Below are 15,486 nucleotides of genomic sequence, written 5' to 3' on the forward strand. Positions count from 1 at the left end.
ATTTAATATAACCGAACTGCTAATTATTTATTTAAGCTAAAATAAGCTTAATAGTTAAATTTTTCAAGACTTTCTATTAACTTTATTAAAGTGTGTCTATTTTTAAATAATGTCTATCCATATCATAAAATATGCCTTAAATTTTATAAAAGTATAGAGAAAGAACTGTCGCTAACAGTTTTTTTCTCCGCTATTACGACAGCTCCTTAAATTATTTATTTACTTTTGAATAAAATATATATTTTCTCCATCACTTTTTATACTTATGTCACCATTACTTGTATAAAAAGTCTTTATTTTATATTTTTCTAATAATGAAATTAACTTTTTATTTGGATACATAAATTTAGATGATGTTATAACTGCATACTTAGGTGAAATGGCTTCTAGAAAATTACCTACTTCCTTATTATATATTCCATGATGTGCCATTTTTAAAAAAGTGTATTTTCCTGTTTCCTCATTAATAAACTCTTTCATTCTTTCATCTTCTGCATCTGCAGCAAATAAAAATTTATATTTACCATATTCTACTCCAACAATAATAGAATAATCATTTGATTTTTCATATTCGTCTTTTTGTGGTGGATAAATAATAATTTCTGCTCCATTTATATTTTTTATAATTTTTTTATTAGTTAAAATTGGTTTTAATTCATTTCTTTCAATAGCTTCAATATAATTTTTATATTGGATAGTATTTTTTATAATTAGCTTGAATCAAATTTTTAATTTTAAAATTATCCAAAATCATAGGCGCACTTCCAATATGGTCTTTATCATTATGAGTTAATATTAAATACTCAATTTCATTAACTCCTTTATAATTTAAATAATCTTTAATTAAAGTATTATTTTCATAAAGTCCACAATCAATAACAATAAACTTATTTTCACATTCAATTAAAATAAAATCTGATTTACCTGTGCTTAATATATCTATTTCAAATGGTAGTTTAATAGTAACATCTGCATTTATCCATCTTTTACTATCAATTTTAATTTTAAAAAAACTTATTATACTAAATATAATTATTAAAAATATTATTAAAATCCTAACTTTAATCTTTTTTAAGATAAAATTTTTCATTTATTACTCTTCTTAACTAATAAAACTTATTTTAATTATATTCTTTTTATCCCATAGCCTTTACAAATAAAACTCAATATTTTTTTACTTTATTAATTCATTAATTTTTTCACTAAATTCCTCATATAAATTACTTATATACTTAAAAATATTTTCATTATATCTTTTTTCATAAACAATTAATACCTTATATCCAATTCTTACTATAATTTCATTATTAACATCAACAAATTTTTCCACATTTTCATCTCCATACTGCATATTTCTAAGGTATAGCTTTTGTGTTAATAATGTTATATGTATTATCAAATCTCTTATAGAGTTTGCTTCTTTAGTTTTATTTAAATAAGCTCTACTATGCTCTATTAAATATTCATCATACTGTAAAATTTTATTTATTAATTGCTCTATTCCATCCCTTAATTTATATGGAAATATAAATTTATTAGCTAACAAAACTATTCCTACCCCTATAATTACATATAAAATCCTATAAAATATCAATTTATTAATATTTACAGATAACGAAGACACACATATAGATGCTATAGCTGCAAATAATGAAATCTTATAATACTCTTTAAATCCATATAATAAATATAAAGATATAATTAATATTAAAATTGTAATTATTTTTGAATCAAATAAATGTATAACCGCTCCAGTAAGCAAAATTGCTATAATATTTCCCTTAATTCTTTCTCTACTTTTTAATATAGTATCTTCATAATAAGGTTGCATAATTGACATTATAGTTATAATTGCCCAAATTACCTTATAAAATCCTAATAATTCTCCCATAAAAATTGAAAATGTTAATGTTATTGCCATCCTTATAGCAAACTTAAATCTAATTGATTTTATAATAAAATATTCCCTAAAAATAACTTTAGGTTTATCTAAATAAGCTCTTTCCCACTTCTTATATATTTTATTTATATCATTATCTTTTAATTTTTCTAAATCTTTAATAGACTCTATTATTGATGTAATAGCAAAAATTATTTCTTTATATAACTGTGAAGCATTTTTATTTTTTTCAGTAATACTATTATTTATATATATAAGATCACATATATTGCCTTTATCTACAGAATAATTGATGATTAGTTCAATTAATAATAATAAATCCGACATTTGATATTTTGATATTTTATTATCTTTATATTCATAAAAAATTCTACTTAAACATGTATTTATATATTCTATATCTAAATATAGCTTGAATTGTATTGTTCCCAAATTAGTAGTTAAATACCCCTTATGCCTTGTTGTATATACCTTGTAAACTAAATCCATCATTATTTTCGAGCATTTTTTTGTAAGACTATAATCAAAATTGTTTTCTAAAATGTTTTCTACTTGAGTCTTAATACTTTTTAATGCAAAATTAACACTATTTCCAAAAATAATCTTAGCATTTCCTCTCTTAATATATGTTCCAATAATTATAACTATTGCTCCAAACACTACAGATAATAATCTATTAGGTAACTCATAAATTGTTACTTTCGCATATTGTGTAAAAACATATAACATTATAAAAGGCTTATAAAATGTTGCATCATATGGAGATGATACTATATAAATAATTAAAAATATAGCAATTAAATCTATAAAAATACCACTCCAAATATTTAATGATGACAAAAATGCAACAAAAACAATTAATAAATCTAATATTAATATTCTTCCAATTCTACTAAATGGTTTAACATAAAAATTTTGCCTTCCAATCACTGTTGATGTTAGTGCAATTGGAAAAGCTATCATTATATTTTTAACTCCAAATAAAATACCTACTCCCATCATTGTAATTACTGCAACTGTTCCATTTCTAATCATTGATGTAACATTCATATTATATTTTTTAATAAGATATTCTATCATTTTGTCACATTCCTTTTTAATGTTAAATAAATACTCTTTATTACTTTTTCCTTATAAATAATTAAGTATTCAATAACTAAAATTTTTTAAAATTTTCTATTTGTTTTTGTAAATCATAAATTTGATTATTCAATGCTTCTATAGATTTTTTCAAATTAAATATATCATCATTTAATTTTTTAATTTCTAAAGAAGTATTATTTGATTTATTATTTCTATTTGAAGATGTATTTTCATCTAAATTTATTGATCTATTTGAGGAAGTATTTTTAGATGTACTTGTTGCTACATTAGCTTGTCCTTCATCTGTTGAATTATAACAAAATGGATTTGCTGCATTTCTATATATTGGACTATATATTCTTCCTGGTCCCCCTTGATAATATTGTTGTTGTGCATTAAATGTTATTATTACTTGTCCAAATAGTTGAAGCCAGTTACCTATAGCATTTTGCACATTAAAAGGCATCTTTTGAGATGCAATACTTCCAAAAATAACTGTTATCAAATTAAGTATTATTGGATTTAAATCTTGAAATCCCCCTGATATATCACTGCAAGCATTTCTAGCTTTTTCATCAGCTTGTGCATTTTTATTTCCAAACTTGCAATCATTACAATCCTCATTACTTGAATTATTATTAGCACTATTTCCATAAGCTCCATTATCAGAGTTTTTATTGTTTGTTTCTGAATTAAAGGAATTTATATATTCATTTAAAATTTTTATAAAGTCATCAAAATTATTAAATCCATTATTATCCACAACTTTCACCATAAAAACCATTTAATATCATACTACTCTTAATTTTTTTATTTGCTACATAGTAAACTTACTATTATTTTTTATAAATATTAATCACTACTTATAATATTTTATTAATAATATAATTTCCTAATATTAAATTTATTTTATAACTTTGATAAATAATATTACTTATAATAAAAATACGACCTTAATATTTAAGATTGTACTTTTATTATTTAAGCTAATATTATTTTAATAATCCATCCCTGCTAAATAGCCTGTTGAAAATGCTATTTGTAAATTATATCCTCCCGTTTCAGCATCAACATCTATTACTTCTCCTGCAAAATAAAGGTTTTTTATTAATTTAGATTCCATTGTTGATGCATTAATTTCTTTAACTTTAACCCCTCCTGACGTTACTTGTGCAGCTTTAATAGTTAAGGTTTCTCTAGCTGTAAGCTTCATTTCTTTCATATATTCTATTACTTTATATTCATCTTCCTTTTTTAAATCACTAGCTTTAATTTCACTTAGCCCTAATATTTCAAATACTACTTTTAAAAAGTTTTGAGGAAGAACTCCCTTTAAATTATTAAATACAGTTTTATTTGTATTACTCCTCATAATCTTAGAAATTTCTTCTTTAGATTTATCCTTTAAAAAATCTAAGGTTATTTCTACCTCGCCTTCAGTTAAAGCCTTATTTACATATGAAGATAACTTTAAAACAGCTGGTCCTGAAATCCCAAAATGAGTAAATAACATATCGCCACTTTTTTCAATTTTTTTCTTTTTAATTTTAGCTGAAACTACAACATCTTTCATAGAAACACCTTGTAACTTCTTTACAAATTCTTCTTTTATAACAAGAGGTATTAAAGCTGCATATATAGGAGTTATTGTATGACCATATTTTTCTAACACTGAATACATAGTGCCGTCAGATCCTGTATTAGGAAAACTTTTTCCACCTGTTGTTATTATAATCTTATCTCCTAATATCTTTTCTCCATAAGAAGTTATAACACCCTTAATTACATTATCTTCAATAATTAAATCAGTTATTGTAGTATTATATTTAATATTTACATCATTATTTCTTAAATCATCTTTCAATAAGTCTATTACTTCATCTGCCTTATCACTTTTTGTATATACTTTTTCATCAAGTTCAACTTTATACTCAAGTCCCTTACTACTTAAGTATTCTAAAAGTGAATAATTTGAAAATGTATATAATGCACTATATAAAAACTTATTATTATTTACTATCTTATCAAAAAATTCTTCAATATCTCTATTATTGGTTATGTTACATCGACCACCACCAGTAAGTCTTAATTTCATTCCAATTTCTTTATTTTTTTCTATTAATATAACCTCATTATTTTTTGCTGCACTTAAAGCTGCCATAATACCAGCAGGCCCTCCCCCAACAATTATAACTCTAGCCAAACTTGTCACCTCACTAAATTTCATTGCTTTATTTAGACATTATATCATAATTTATAATTATACTTTATCTAATCTTAATAAATTCTTAATTTGATTTTATCATATTAATCTTATATAATTTATTAAAATAAATAATACATATAAGCTTTAATTATATAAATTTACTAAATATTTACTTTTTAATATTATATTAAAATATTAAAACTTGAAGGAGATAATTATGAGTTTAAAAAAAAGAATTTCAGCATTACTTATTTGTAGTTCAATTGTTTTAGGAAGTATAACTCCTGCTTATGCAGATGGAGCTAATGTAGTAACTTTAGGTACAAACTTATCTGCAGAACAAAAACAAATGGTTTTAAATTATTTTGGTGTAAAAGAAAATGAAGTAGTTATATTAGAAGTTAATAATCAAGAAGAAAGAAAGTACTTAGAAGGAGTTGCAACTGAAGCTCAGCTTGGTACAAGAACATATTCTTGTGCATATGTACAACCTACTTCAAAAGGAAATGGTCTTAATGTTAAAACTGTAAACTTAACTTATGTTACCTCATCAATGATTGCAAGCACTCTTACCACTTGCGGTATTACTGATGCAAATGTAATTGCAATGACTCCTCTTTCTGGTGGAGTAAGTGGAACTGGTGCCTTAACAGGAATAATGAAAGCATTTGAAGATGCAACTGGTAAACCACTTGATGAAGAAAAAAAAGAAATAGCCTCTGAAGAACTTGTTATAACTGGTGATTTAGGAGAAAACATTGGACAAGATAAAGCAACAGGTGTAATTAATGATATTAAAACAGAAATAATAAAAAACAATACTCAAGATAATATTCAAATTGCTGATACAATAAATAATATTACTAATAATTACAATGTTACCTTGACACCTGAACAGCAAGAAAAATTAGAAAACTTAATGACTAAGGTATCTGAACAAGATTATGATTATAAAGAAATGAAAGATGCTTTAAATAGTGTTAAAGATGTTGTTAATGAAAAATTAAATTCAATTGGTGAAAAAGTACCAACTACTCTAATTAATTCTGTAAAACAATGGTTTACTGGAATTGGTGACTGGTTTGCTAATTTATTTAATAAAGAAAGTAAGGATTTAGGTATATTAGAAACAACTAATGATGATCTTTTAGGGGAAAATGCTAAAATTGATGCAACAGATAATGCTGCAATAAATCAAACTTCAACTGAAAAAGAGCAAGGATTTTTTGAAAAAATTTGGAATTGGCTAACTAATTTATTTAGTTCTAATGGTAATACTACTGACTCTACTTCAGAAAACCCTAAATCTAATAATAATACTTTTGAAGATAATTTTAATGTTGATATTACTGAATCATCTGGTGATTCTAATTCATCTAATCCTTCTGATTTAAAAGATGATAAAAATACAATAGATACTAATATTAATGAATCTAATAATTTAGAAAATAAAAATATAAATTAATAAGAGTGGATAATTTTTATCCACTCTACAGTTTGTTGAAAAACCCCCTGTTAAAAAAGGAGGGCACTGAAAAACTTAATGTTTTTCAAGTGCGGTTATCCACAAAGTAAAAAATAGTTAATGAAGCTGAAGCTTTTAGTTTCATTAACTATTTTTATTTAGTTATTTATATAATAACTAGGATATTTCTATCCTAATATCTTCAATATTCTTTTAATATTTACTGTAAATATTGCTAATGCCCCTTGAATTTCCATGCCAATTAGACCAGAAGATGATGCTTTATCATATCCATGTCTATGTTTTAACTCACTATTTTTTGCTTCTATTTTATAACGATCTTTAGACTTTTCTTTAAAATATTCGCTTTCTTGAAAAGCTATCTGCGATTTATGTATATCACTTTTTATAGTAACTGAATAAGTTTTACTTTTATCTCCGTCTTTATAACAACCTTCTTTTTATGGAGAAATTTTACATTTTTCTATATCAAAATAATAAGTATCTGTTTGGTTTGTAGATATATTCTTTTTGCCCTGTCGTGCTTTACGAATAGCCATATGTCCTTCTTTACATACATACATTCCAGCATCTTTATTGAATTGGAACTCATCTTCTTTTTTTCTAAATCCTTGCGTTACAGAAGGATTTAACTTTGATACAAGTTTTATATTATTTCTATTTGCAAACTCAATATTACCCTTTTCTGAATAAGCAGAATCACCAATTATTGTTTTAACTTTTATTCCGGCCTTCTGACTTTTAGTGATTAATGTTTCTAATTCTTTACCATCGTTTTTTTCTCCAGTAGTAATAGTTGCAGCAGTTATTATTCTTTCTTCTGTCATTGCAATATGTGTTTTATAACCAAAGAAAGATGTGTCAACAGACTTATGACCAATTCTTGCATCCGCATCAGCGCAAGCTTGAATATGATGAATATCATCTTCTAATGTTTCATTTAACTTATTTAATTTTTTCCTAACCTTTGGATAAGCTGCAATAACATCATTCTTTTCTATAGCTTTAACTAAGTCCTGACAATATTTAATTTCAGCATCTAAATTATCAATTGTATTTTTAGCTGGTAAAGTATTTTTAATATTCTCATTTATTTCATAAACTGATTTTCTTAATTTCTTAGAACGTTCTTGTAACACTTCACGTGGTGATTTTTGACTATATCTTGCTGCCGTATGCGTAGCATCAACAATGATTGACTTTGATTTTATTATTCCTTTTTCAAGGGCGATTTCAACAGTTTTATTTATTAACATATCTAAAATATTTATATCTTTAAGTCTAAGCCTACGAAATTTAGTTAGAGAGCTTGGCTCAATAACATTTTCCTCTGGAGCCATTCCAAGAAAATATTTAAATGACATATCATATTTTGAACGCTCCACAATATCTACATCTGATAAATCAAATATAGATTTTAATAAAAGATATTTAAACATTAGTATTGGATCAATAGCATTTCTACCATTATTAATACAATATTTATCTAAAAGTTCATCATAAACAAATGAAAAATCAATTAGTTCATTAATTTTTCTTAACATATTATATTTAGGAACAACTAAATCATAAATTCTTGTATATTCACTTAAAATCATTGTTTCTTGCTTTTTTATTATACACATCACCCACATTATTTTATAAGTTAAGTATAACATAAAAGACCTAAAAAATTGTCTTAAAAAAATTTTTTAGGTCTTTTATTCCGAAAGGCACTTTTTCAGTGCCCTCAGATAGACTCTCTTCTTAATTATTTCTTAACTTTAACTTTTTTATTATCACACTTTTCTGGTAAAATATTCAACGTCTCTCTTATAACTTTTTTAAAGTTACTTGGTGTCTTCGGAAATATATTTTTAAATATGCTATTCATCATTATTTCCCTCCAATTTATATTTAATTTATACCACTTGGTGTTTTTTGAAAGTACGATAAGCAAAAGGTATACAAACAACCACTATTATTATATAAATTACTATTCTCATTGTAAGTATATCCATTGTTATCCCAGGTAAAGGATAAGACATATAATTTGTAATATCCATCATAAATACTGGCTGACATGATATAGAAGGAAGTAGCATATAAATATGATTCCAAACACCGTTAGTCTCACTAAGCTTAAAGAATAACGGAGCCATTATTATACATATCATAACAATTAACACTGAAAATGGTGTCTTCATTTTTGCAGATAATAATAATGTAATTGATACCATTGAAAGCATCACTAAATATAGTGTTACAATACAAATAACTGTTGCCGATAAAAATGTTAAAGAATATGGTGTTATTGAATTTATAATTTGTATTGGCAAATTCCACCCATCTATTCCGAATGATAATAATATAATCCCTATACCTACTACAATATTTAATGTATATACTGTAATTGCAAAAACAAATGACGCTAATACCTTTGACAGTATTAATTTGGATTTTCCATACCTAGAAGATAGTATTATATTATCAGCACCAGATTGATACTCACCTGCAAAAACAGGAGCAATACAAATACAAATTGCTATTATAGGAAGTGCCATTAGCTCAATACAGTTAAATACAGTCTTCCATCCCTCGTGATATCCATATTCAAAAGGTGTTGAGACTTCTTTGTTTTTTTCAATCCAAAATTCTTTTTCTTGCTCTGAATAATTCCAATCTTCATAACTATCATTTAAAAGCTTATATATTTTATTATCTCTTTGACTATAAAATTTAGCGTCCTCTTCTATTTGTAATTTTTTAAGCTCTGCAAATGAATAGTCATATAGATTTGGAATTGTATAATTATTATTAAGAAGACCTAAATAATACATCTTATCTACTAAGTATTTATTAAAAGCTGAATCACTTAACTCCTTTTTCCCATCATTAATAACTATGTTATCTGGATTATCAAATAACTGTTGATATTTTAAAATATCATCTTTAATTCTGTCTTCTGTTAATACTCCTGCAAGTTCTTTCTGGTTAGATTTTTCTAATTCAATAGCAGTAAATCCTCTTTCTTGATTACCGTCCTTATCAAATGATATGAATTGAATAACTGGAGATATAAATAGTAATGCTGTTAAGGCGAAACTAGCTAAAACTACAATTATATTTAATTTTTTTCTTACAATTTTTTTAAGCTCAAATATTAACAAATCTTTCATATTATTCCCCCTATAGTGATATCATGTCATCAAAATGGTATAAAAATAAATCTTCAAGTGTTGGGTCTACATTAATTGCATTTTCATCAGGTTTTGTATCACTTACAATACGAAGCGAAACCTCATTATTACCTTCATGATGTAAGTTTACAACACGATACTTACTACTAACTATATCTACTTTATTCTGTGGTACTCTACATCTCCATACTTTTTTATCTATTTCCTTAGTCACGCCTTCACTTGGACTATTAATAATTATTTGACCACCCTTCATCATTAGTATTGTATCTGCTATATATTCAATATCAGAAACAATATGAGTTGAAAGAATAACTATCTTATCCTTTGAAAAGCTAGAAATTAAATTTCTAAAACGTATACGCTCTTTGGGGTCTAACCCTGCTGTTGGTTCATCTAATACTAAAATCTTTGGGTCATTTAATACTGCTTGAGCAATTCCTAATCTTTGTTTCATACCACCTGAAAAAGTTCTTATTTTTTTATTTGCAACCTCTGACAAGCCTACTAAATCTAATAGTTCTTTTGTTTTTAACTTTGCACTCTTCTTATCTATTCCTTTTAATACTGAAACATAGTGCATAAATTCCTTAGCCGTAAAGTCTGGATAATACCCAAAATCTTGAGGAAGATATCCAATAAGTTTTCTATAATTTTCACCCAATGTATCTATATCATATCCATCTAGCAATATGTCCCCAGATGTCGGATTAAGAACACCACATACCATTCTCATAAGAGTTGTTTTACCTGCTCCATTCGCTCCAAGTAACCCATACACTCCTGGCTGTAATATAACATCCATTCGGTCAACTGCTATTTTATTTCCAAACTGTTTTGTTAATCTATCAAATTTTAATTCCATTTTAAACCTCCTAAATATGTGTTAAATTTATGTAATCATATTTTTTGTTACAGCTATTTAATAACCTATAGATTTGGACGCATGAACCAACTATTGCTATCGCAAGCATAACTGTCCATATCCACAATGAAGATACTACGTATAACCTAGGCAAGAATGTTGTTGACATCGATACTATAACCATTATAAAAATACCTAAAGCAAAACAATAATAATTACATTCTTTGTTTTTAAATTTATTTAGTAACCATAAGCATCCAAAGCAAGTTACCATAAATGGTACACAAATATATAAAAATGTAGCATATGGATGAAGTGTTGTATTTACTCCCACAATAATACATAAAATTGTTATACTTAAAATATCCATAAGTCCTAAGATACTTACACGAGACATCATTACTTGACTTAGTGTATATTGTGTCGACATTTCAATTTCAATAGTTCCATGTGTGTAAGTTCTTGATAGTTCTGTAATTCCCGATAGAAAAATCAGTGGTGCTATTGATGAAATTAAGCCTATCACTTGTGCAGATATAGTATAATAATGCAGTTTCAATCCACAAAATAATAGTATTATAAATTGGATAGCCCATACATTTTTACGAATAAATCCAAATTGTTGGAAGTAAAACTCCCAAAATGTTAATCCCTTATTTTGAGCTTGATTCACTTCTCGACGTACCTGTATAATAGTTTCTTGAATGTTAATAGGATTTGGCATGGGTACATCTGTGTATATTTTCTTTAAATCATTTTCTAATTGTTTTTTCAATATAATCACTCCCATTTAATTTATTTTTAATTGTTGATAATGCAGAATTTATCCTATAACGAACTGAGAATCGTGATTTCCCTGTGATAACTGCAATTTCATTTACTTTTAAATCATGAACATATCTTAAAACTATAACTTCCTGTTGCTCTTGTGGAAGTCGATTAACAATCTGTTCAAGTATTATTTTATCTGTAATATTATTAATTTTTTCGGTTGCAGTAATATCTATAATTTCTTTTGTTGCTTCTAAGTAATCTGGTTTACGCTTTTTATTACAATTAATGCATAGGTTTTTAGCTATGGTGTAAAGAAATGCTCTTGGCTTTCCCCTATCAGAATATGTATTTATATTTCGTATGAAATTCAAGAAAACATCTTGTGTGATATCTTGTGCATCTTCACTATTTCCCAATTTCCAGTAACAGTACTTATAAATAGCATCATAATTTTCAGTAACAATTTGTTCACCGATATCTGCGTCCCCATTCTTAATCTTTCCAATAGGGTTTTTAGGCACATCATCACCTCCTCATAATATATAACAATTCTAAAATCGAAAATGTGCAAATTTTTTTTATTTTTTATTAATCAAAATAGCACAAGAATTATCTTGTGCCTTATATACAATATTTTTATTATTATTTTTAGAATAAATCAGACCTCTTTTTTTTGCGTTGCTAACCTTTCAAGCTTACAACATTATTTGGTTCTAAATTATTAAGATTATTAGTTTTTCTCAATTCATCTATCTTGTCATCATTAAACATATTCTTTAAACTATCATAAACCATAGAATCTTTTGATTTATTCATAGATATAACATCTACTAATGAATTATCAGCTAAGCGACTATTACAAAATATACTTCCAATTTATAAGTATTTGATATTATTCTTTTATAAAAGCCTTTCAACATAGGACCAAGTACATTAATTGGCAAACGATTCATCTTTATAAAATCGCTTTAAATAATAATCAAATGCCATTATATCTTTTTCTTTAGGTAGCTCCCTTGCATTATCTTGCCTTGATGTATCCATAGTCATTAGTGTTTCAATTGCTTTATTTTGTCCTTCTGTTGAAATATCTAATTCATCTACGTAGTATAAATATTCTAAAATACTATTTATTTTATCTGATTTAGTCTTACCACTGTAAGCGTCTAATAATTGATTTATAGGATTTCCATATGTAGAATCTATAGTTTCTAAATCAAAATTATTAGTAACCATTATACAATCTCTTATAACTGATAATTCAGAGCCTATGCTCGTATTATATTTATTTAAAATCTTTTCTGCAAAGAAACATCTAAATGCTGTTATTTCTTTATCTGTAATCCTTTTAAAAGTCTTTAAATCTGAAAGAAAAGTCATATTTAAATTTATATATCCTTGAGTTAACGGTTTATCTATTATCCATATATCACTATCAAATGTAGCATCCGATGTTTCTGTTTTACTTTCTCTTCTTAATATATCATTTTTTATAATACGTTCATTAAGTTTACATTTTATTTCTTCTATATCTACAATTTTTTCTTCTACTAAATTTATATCTATCTTATCAGTCAATCTACTCATATAATTTATTACCTTTCTAAAAGTTCTCTATATTCTAAAAAATCTTCAGGCATATCTATTAAATTTAATTTTGATTTAAATTCATCCCTAGTTAAACCTAAGCAGTTATATACATACTCAGGAGTTAGTATATCCATAGCTTCTTTTAAAAGAATGCTTTTTCTATCAATAGCTAATGCAAGCTTATATTTTTTTGCACCTTTTACATTGTGATAATTCTTCATGTCTTCAATTATACTTTCACATAATGTTGTTAATGCATATATTGATGGTATATGGTATTGGTACTCAAAGCATGATTTAAGGTCTGTTCTCTTATATCCTTCTTTAGATACTAAGCACTGTACATTGTCTTCTATTGAAGGTAGTTTCCTTGCAAATAAGTCTGTTAATATTTCTTGACATTCATTAAAGCTTTTTTCTGCTAATGTATCTATTACCGCTTGTCTTTCAATCCTAATAGTATTTAAAAATCCTGCCGTTGAATGAATTTTAAATACATCTCCAAATATATCGTTAATTCTTACTATAGCGTCTGTTGCTTCTTCAAAATTAGTTACATTTTCATCATATACTCTAGTTAGTAGCATATTAGTTATATATCCAAATTCACCTCTCATAGCTAATTCATCCGAGCAACAAGAAAGTTCCTTTTACTTGTGTTTTTGATATTTTAAATTCATGTTGTATAACCCTTGATATTACAGCTCTAGCTTTTGCTATGCTAAGTTGATATTACTGAATCATCTGGTGATTCTAATTCATCTAATCCTTCGGATTTAAAAGATGATAAAAATACAATAGATACTAATATTAATGAATCTAATAATTTAGAAAATAAAAATATAAATTAATAAGAGTGGATAATTTTTATCCACTCTATTTATCTCTATTTTTATTACTAATTTAAAGCAAAAGCTATTACTGTTACAGCATTAACTGTAAGTTTATTAATATCTTGAGTAAGATTTGTTAATTTGATATTCAATATTTCATTATCATCAACATTTAATACAATACCTAATGAAATACTATTAGTATATACTTCTTTTGAAACTGATGCTACATGCTTACTTCCTGGTAATTCACTTCCATTTTCATCTGTAATTGCAAATATTATATCATTTCCACTTTCACTACATTCTGGTACTGAATAAGAAATTGTATATTTTACAAAATAAGAACATCCCCCCATGAATGTTATTGGTGCAGTATTATCTTCATGTCTAATATTATTACCAATTATTTTACTGTTAGTGAAAACTACATCGTCTTGATATTGTAATACTTGTCTATCATCAAAATTTCTATAAACAACTGCATAATCTTCAATAGATCCTGGTTCTCCTTGAGGACCTGTTGCTCCTGTTGCTCCTGTTGCACCTGTTGCCCCTGTTGCTCCTCTTAACCCTTGTGGTCCTATTGGTCCTTGTGCTCCTGTTGCCCCTGTTGCTCCAGTTGCTCCTCTTAATCCTTGTGGTCCTTGTTCCCCTATTACACCTTGTGGTCCTTGTGGTCCTATTGGTCCTTGTGCTCCTGCTGGACCTTGTGCTCCAGTTGCTCCTGCTACACCTTGTGGTCCTTGTGCTCCTGTTGCACCTGTTGCTCCTGTTGCTCCTCTTAATCCTTGTGGTCCTCGTGCTCCTGTTGCTCCAGTTGCTCCTCTTAATCCTTGTGGTCCTTGTGCTCCTGTTGCACCTGTTGCTCCTGCTACACCTTGTGGTCCTTGTGCTCCTGTTGCTCCAGTTGCTCCTCTTAACCCTTGTGGTCCTCGTGGTCCTGTTGCACCTGTTGCTCCTGCTACACCTTGTATTCCTTGTGCTCCTGTTGCTCCAGTTGCTCCTCTTAATCCTTGTGGTCCTTGTGCTCCTGTTGCACCTGTTGCTCCTGCTACACCTTGTGGTCCTTGTGCTCCTGTTGCTCCTCTTAACCCTTGTGGTCCTCGTGGTCCTGTTGCCCCTGTTGCTCCTGCTACACCTTGTATTCCTTGTGCTCCTGTTGCTCCAGTTGCTCCTCTTAATCCTTGTGGTCCTTGTGGTCCTTGTGGTCCTCTTAATCCTTGAGGCCCTTGTGGTCCTGTTGCCCCAGTTGCTCCTTTACATCCTCTAACACATATACAAGAATGATTTCCACATTCCATGCATTTAGATTGATCATATGATCCAGAAATCCAACTATTATACATATAATTATTTCTGTTATTTATCTTTGCTGATTCATCTTCTGAGTTTTTATTGCTTAGTTCTTCATAAAGACTATAACTACTTCTTCTGCTCATTGAATTTATTTTTGAAAATGGATTATTTCTTCTACTTCTATACCCTGCCATCTTTTTTCCTCCTTAGTATCTAAACTTCTCCAAAGTTTTTCTATACTTTATATTATGTCTTTAGATGCTTATTGTTA

The 15,486-nt window shown here is 27.1% G+C and carries 15 protein-coding genes and 1 pseudogene; 1 reads left to right on the top strand and 15 read right to left on the bottom strand.

What is annotated here, in order from left to right; all coding sequences use genetic code 11:
* Positions 1–219 precede the first annotated feature (219 nt).
* The 5 genes from ACUN06_RS10155 to ACUN06_RS10175 all read right to left on the bottom strand — a co-directional run bounded on the left by ACUN06_RS10155 (position 220) and on the right by ACUN06_RS10175 (position 5,210).
* Complete coding sequence (locus ACUN06_RS10155) at positions 220–480, bottom strand: ComEC/Rec2 family competence protein (RefSeq protein ID WP_294367766.1); 261 nt, start codon at positions 478–480, stop codon at positions 220–222.
* A gap of 205 nt (positions 481–685) precedes the next feature.
* Positions 686–1,090, bottom strand: a complete 405-nt coding sequence (locus tag ACUN06_RS10160; RefSeq protein WP_449389733.1) for an MBL fold metallo-hydrolase — start codon at positions 1,088–1,090, stop codon at positions 686–688.
* Between the two features lie 84 nt (positions 1,091–1,174).
* Positions 1,175–2,980, bottom strand: a complete 1,806-nt coding sequence (locus ACUN06_RS10165) for an FUSC family protein (protein ID WP_294398038.1) — start codon at positions 2,978–2,980, stop codon at positions 1,175–1,177.
* Positions 2,981–3,056: 76 nt separating this feature from the next.
* Complete coding sequence (locus tag ACUN06_RS10170; protein ID WP_449389734.1) at positions 3,057–3,746, bottom strand: hypothetical protein; 690 nt, start codon at positions 3,744–3,746, stop codon at positions 3,057–3,059.
* A 234-nt stretch (positions 3,747–3,980) separates the two neighbouring features.
* Positions 3,981–5,210, bottom strand: a complete 1,230-nt coding sequence (locus tag ACUN06_RS10175) for an NAD(P)/FAD-dependent oxidoreductase (protein WP_449389735.1) — start codon at positions 5,208–5,210, stop codon at positions 3,981–3,983.
* A 196-nt stretch (positions 5,211–5,406) separates the two neighbouring features.
* On the opposite strand from ACUN06_RS10175, the gene ACUN06_RS10180 reads away from it, so the two are divergent.
* Complete coding sequence (locus ACUN06_RS10180; RefSeq protein WP_294398028.1) at positions 5,407–6,654, top strand: DUF1002 domain-containing protein; 1,248 nt, start codon at positions 5,407–5,409, stop codon at positions 6,652–6,654.
* A gap of 188 nt (positions 6,655–6,842) precedes the next feature.
* Here the strand turns inward: ACUN06_RS10180 and ACUN06_RS10185 are convergent.
* The 10 genes and pseudogenes from ACUN06_RS10185 to ACUN06_RS10230 form a co-directional block, all read right to left on the bottom strand.
* A pseudogene (locus ACUN06_RS10185) lies at positions 6,843–8,294 on the bottom strand (IS1182 family transposase).
* Positions 8,295–8,425: 131 nt separating this feature from the next.
* Entirely contained in the window at positions 8,426–8,551 is a 126-nt protein-coding gene (locus ACUN06_RS10190) for a hypothetical protein (protein ID WP_291735758.1), read from the bottom strand.
* A 25-nt stretch (positions 8,552–8,576) separates the two neighbouring features.
* On the bottom strand, positions 8,577–9,833 hold the full coding sequence (locus tag ACUN06_RS10195; RefSeq protein ID WP_449389736.1) for an ABC transporter permease: 1,257 nt from the start codon (positions 9,831–9,833) through the stop codon (positions 8,577–8,579).
* A gap of 10 nt (positions 9,834–9,843) precedes the next feature.
* Positions 9,844–10,719 (bottom strand): ABC transporter ATP-binding protein, encoded by an 876-nt coding sequence (locus ACUN06_RS10200; protein WP_449389737.1) that lies wholly within the window; start codon positions 10,717–10,719, stop codon positions 9,844–9,846.
* A 10-nt stretch (positions 10,720–10,729) separates the two neighbouring features.
* On the bottom strand, positions 10,730–11,443 hold the full coding sequence (locus ACUN06_RS10205; RefSeq protein ID WP_449389738.1) for a hypothetical protein: 714 nt from the start codon (positions 11,441–11,443) through the stop codon (positions 10,730–10,732).
* Positions 11,444–11,471: 28 nt separating this feature from the next.
* Positions 11,472–12,014 (bottom strand): RNA polymerase sigma factor, encoded by a 543-nt coding sequence (locus tag ACUN06_RS10210; protein ID WP_291735768.1) that lies wholly within the window; start codon positions 12,012–12,014, stop codon positions 11,472–11,474.
* A 160-nt stretch (positions 12,015–12,174) separates the two neighbouring features.
* Entirely contained in the window at positions 12,175–12,309 is a 135-nt protein-coding gene (locus tag ACUN06_RS10215; protein WP_291735769.1) for a hypothetical protein, read from the bottom strand.
* Positions 12,310–12,426: 117 nt separating this feature from the next.
* Positions 12,427–13,080, bottom strand: a complete 654-nt coding sequence (locus ACUN06_RS10220; RefSeq protein ID WP_449389739.1) for a hypothetical protein — start codon at positions 13,078–13,080, stop codon at positions 12,427–12,429.
* A gap of 8 nt (positions 13,081–13,088) precedes the next feature.
* Positions 13,089–13,700 (bottom strand): hypothetical protein, encoded by a 612-nt coding sequence (locus ACUN06_RS10225; RefSeq protein WP_449389740.1) that lies wholly within the window; start codon positions 13,698–13,700, stop codon positions 13,089–13,091.
* Positions 13,701–13,981: 281 nt separating this feature from the next.
* Positions 13,982–15,409: a hypothetical protein gene (locus ACUN06_RS10230; protein ID WP_449389741.1), complete on the bottom strand. Its 1,428-nt coding sequence runs from the start codon at positions 15,407–15,409 to the stop codon at positions 13,982–13,984.
* Positions 15,410–15,486 lie beyond the last annotated feature (77 nt).

This window comes from Clostridium sp. ETTB3, from assembly GCF_053571985.1.

What these genes read in the sequence shown, in the direction of transcription:
- ACUN06_RS10180 (WP_294398028.1), top strand. Translation starts at nt 5,407, where the DNA reads ATGAGTTTAAAAAAAAGAATTTCAGCATTACTTATTTGTAGTTCAATT.
- ACUN06_RS10165 (WP_294398038.1), bottom strand. Translation starts at nt 2,980, where the DNA reads ATGATAGAATATCTTATTAAAAAATATAATATGAATGTTACATCAATG.
- ACUN06_RS10200 (WP_449389737.1), bottom strand. Translation starts at nt 10,719, where the DNA reads ATGGAATTAAAATTTGATAGATTAACAAAACAGTTTGGAAATAAAATA.
- ACUN06_RS10175 (WP_449389735.1), bottom strand. Translation starts at nt 5,210, where the DNA reads ATGAAATTTAGTGAGGTGACAAGTTTGGCTAGAGTTATAATTGTTGGG.
- ACUN06_RS10225 (WP_449389740.1), bottom strand. Translation starts at nt 13,700, where the DNA reads ATGAGAGGTGAATTTGGATATATAACTAATATGCTACTAACTAGAGTA.
- ACUN06_RS10195 (WP_449389736.1), bottom strand. Translation starts at nt 9,833, where the DNA reads ATGAAAGATTTGTTAATATTTGAGCTTAAAAAAATTGTAAGAAAAAAA.
- ACUN06_RS10205 (WP_449389738.1), bottom strand. Translation starts at nt 11,443, where the DNA reads ATGCCAAATCCTATTAACATTCAAGAAACTATTATACAGGTACGTCGA.
- ACUN06_RS10230 (WP_449389741.1), bottom strand. Translation starts at nt 15,409, where the DNA reads ATGGCAGGGTATAGAAGTAGAAGAAATAATCCATTTTCAAAAATAAAT.
- ACUN06_RS10160 (WP_449389733.1), bottom strand. Translation starts at nt 1,090, where the DNA reads ATGAAAAATTTTATCTTAAAAAAGATTAAAGTTAGGATTTTAATAATA.
- ACUN06_RS10215 (WP_291735769.1), bottom strand. Translation starts at nt 12,309, where the DNA reads ATGAATAAATCAAAAGATTCTATGGTTTATGATAGTTTAAAGAATATG.
- ACUN06_RS10155 (WP_294367766.1), bottom strand. Translation starts at nt 480, where the DNA reads ATGAAAGAGTTTATTAATGAGGAAACAGGAAAATACACTTTTTTAAAA.
- ACUN06_RS10220 (WP_449389739.1), bottom strand. Translation starts at nt 13,080, where the DNA reads ATGAGTAGATTGACTGATAAGATAGATATAAATTTAGTAGAAGAAAAA.
- ACUN06_RS10190 (WP_291735758.1), bottom strand. Translation starts at nt 8,551, where the DNA reads ATGATGAATAGCATATTTAAAAATATATTTCCGAAGACACCAAGTAAC.